General features: G+C 62.8%; 3 protein-coding genes and 1 pseudogene. 2 read left to right on the forward strand and 2 right to left on the reverse strand.

The window, feature by feature from the left end; all coding sequences use genetic code 11:
• Together EN750_RS30570 and EN750_RS30575 are read left to right on the forward strand one after the other, a co-directional pair.
• Positions 1 to 566 (forward strand): SDR family NAD(P)-dependent oxidoreductase (locus tag EN750_RS30570; RefSeq protein WP_127398954.1); only part of this gene is annotated, 566 nt, incomplete at its 5' end.
• A gap of 94 nt (positions 567 to 660) precedes the next feature.
• Positions 661 to 849, forward strand: coding sequence for a hypothetical protein (locus EN750_RS30575; RefSeq protein ID WP_174800301.1), 189 nt, complete (start codon positions 661 to 663; stop codon positions 847 to 849).
• 288 nt (positions 850 to 1,137) lie between these two features.
• Here EN750_RS30575 and EN750_RS30580 read toward each other — a convergent pair whose 3' ends face one another.
• Positions 1,138 to 1,860: an HAD family hydrolase gene (locus tag EN750_RS30580; RefSeq protein ID WP_127398955.1), complete on the reverse strand. Its 723-nt coding sequence runs from the start codon at positions 1,858 to 1,860 to the stop codon at positions 1,138 to 1,140.
• Between the two features lie 5 nt (positions 1,861 to 1,865).
• Positions 1,866 to 2,229, reverse strand: a pseudogene (locus EN750_RS30585) (glucose-6-phosphate isomerase); the annotation flags it as partial.

The following is a 2,229-nucleotide window of genomic DNA, read 5'->3' on the forward strand; positions in this document are numbered from 1 at the left end:
TCGGCATGCTGGGTGGCGCCGAGGAATCATCCATTGGCCAGACTAAAAGACTGTTCGACGTCAATGTGTTCGGCGTCGCCCGCGTCGTCAACGCGGTGTTGCCCATCATGCGCCGTCAGAAGAGTGGTCGGATCATCAACATGAGTTCCATTCTCGGCCTGATCCCCTCGCCGTTCAACGCCTTCTATGCATCGACCAAGCACGCCATCGAAGGTTATTCGGAGTCGCTGGATCACGAAGTGCGGGGCTTCGGCGTCCGCGTCCTCATGGTCCAACCAGGCGTAACGCACACCGCCTTCGAGGAAAACCTGACGCGGGCGGACCAGCCTATTGACGTCTATGGCGTCGGCCGCGACCGCAGCGAGAAGCTGATGCGCAAATGGGTGGATGCTGGCGATGATCCGCAGGTGGTCGCCGATGCTGTGGTGAAGGCCGCAACCGCGGCCAACCCCCGGCTGCGTTATCCTGCAGGACCACAGGCCCGCCAACTCAGCATGGTGCGCCGGTTCATGCCGCAGCGCATCATGGACCGCATGCTGCATCGGTATAACGGCTTCAACGGCTAACGCTCGCAAACCGAAGGCCCGCAGCCCGACCGCACCTTGGCGAAGCTCGCGACGGCGATCCGGCACACCCAAACAATCAATCAATCTGGAGGCGATGATCAATCGTGCCGTACTGCCGCCCGACGCCGACCTGGTCGCCGCGTATGGTGAGTTCAGCCGATCACTCACCTTGCCAGGATTTCTCGTGCGTGCCGCTGGGAGCCAGGCCTTGATCCAGCAAGCGGGCTCCGATATCGAGTACCGTCTAGGGCACTACCTCGGCATCGCCAATCAACGGGGCTGAGACAACGCCGGGTGACGAGCGCAACAGCGCTCCTCACCCCCACTGCTACACAAAGTGTGAGGCAGCTTTGGGCCACTTCCGGCCCTAGGCTTTCATCGGCGGTATGTCCGTTTCTCGATAAACGTCCCCCAATAGCGGCCTGTCTGCCACCGGCCCCATGACAGACATAGAAGCGAGCGAACTGCACGTCTGCTTTCCTGAACTGCTTCCCCGAAACCTGCCGTTCCGCTTTCCACCAATCAGCCGTTGGCGGGAAAAGCCCAAGTTTGATTTGCCCGGCCTCGGCCGTCAGATCGTCTCCTTGACCCGCGCCGAGAGAAAATCTGGCAGGTCGGCGACCGAATCCAAGATCACATCGGCAATGCCGGCCAGCGATTCGCGGGTGCCGGTGCCGGAGAGCACGCCGACTGCCAGCCCGCAGCCACCGGCACGCGCCATTTCGAGGTCGTGCCTGTTGTCGCCGACCATGGCGATCTCCGCCGGCCTGAGGCCGGTGAGGTCGCTGAAAGCCAGGATGGTGTCGGGCGCCGGCTTCGGATTGGCCACCGCGTCGTAGCCATAGGCCGCGTCGAACAATTGGGCGACGCCGAGCGTCACCAGCGTCTTTTCCGCGCCGCTGGTCGAATCGTTGGTGGCGACGCCAAGCCGGTAGGATTTCCTGTGCAGTGCCGTCAGCGTGTCGACGATGCCCGGCAGCGCCACGGCCATCGCCGAGCCCTGCACCGAGGTGATCTCGTTGAAGCGGGCAACCGCAAGCATCTGGTCCTCGTTGGACAGGCGCGGAAACCACAATTCGACGACGTCGAGATTGGTGCCGGACGCAAAGATCGAGTCGGGCTTGAAGCGTTTGTTGGCGAAATCGAAGCCGGCGGCGGCCAGCAGCCTGTCGGCTTTCCAGCGATCGCCCTCGGACGCATCCATGGCCATGAAGTCGGCAACGCCGAGCCAGGTGGCGTTGAAGTCGACAAGCGTGCCGTCCTTGTCGAACAATATTCCCTTGATGTCTGCCAAACTTTTCACTCCGAGCCACGCAAATGGTGGATGAATCCCACAAGGCCAGCGGTCGATGCATCCCGCTTGGCGGCACTTTCCTTGCCCTCCACGACAGGCAGAAGGCCGGTGGCCAGTTCCTTGCCGAGCTCGACGCCCCACTGGTCGAAGGAGTTGATGTCGAACAGCGTGCCCTCGACGAAGACGCGGTGCTCGTAGAGCGCGATCAGCCGGCCGAAGGTGCGTGGGTCGAGTTTGCGGTAGAGGATGGTCAGCGAGGGCCGGTTGCCCGAGAAGACGCGGTGCGGCGCTATCTTGTCGACCTCGGCCGGCTTCATGCCCTTGGCCAGCATCTGGGCGCGGGCTTCGTCCAGCGTGCGGCCCTTCATC

Origin of the sequence: Mesorhizobium sp. M7A.F.Ca.ET.027.03.2.1, assembly GCF_003999175.1 — a bacterium.
Classification (GTDB): domain Bacteria; phylum Pseudomonadota; class Alphaproteobacteria; order Rhizobiales; family Rhizobiaceae; genus Mesorhizobium.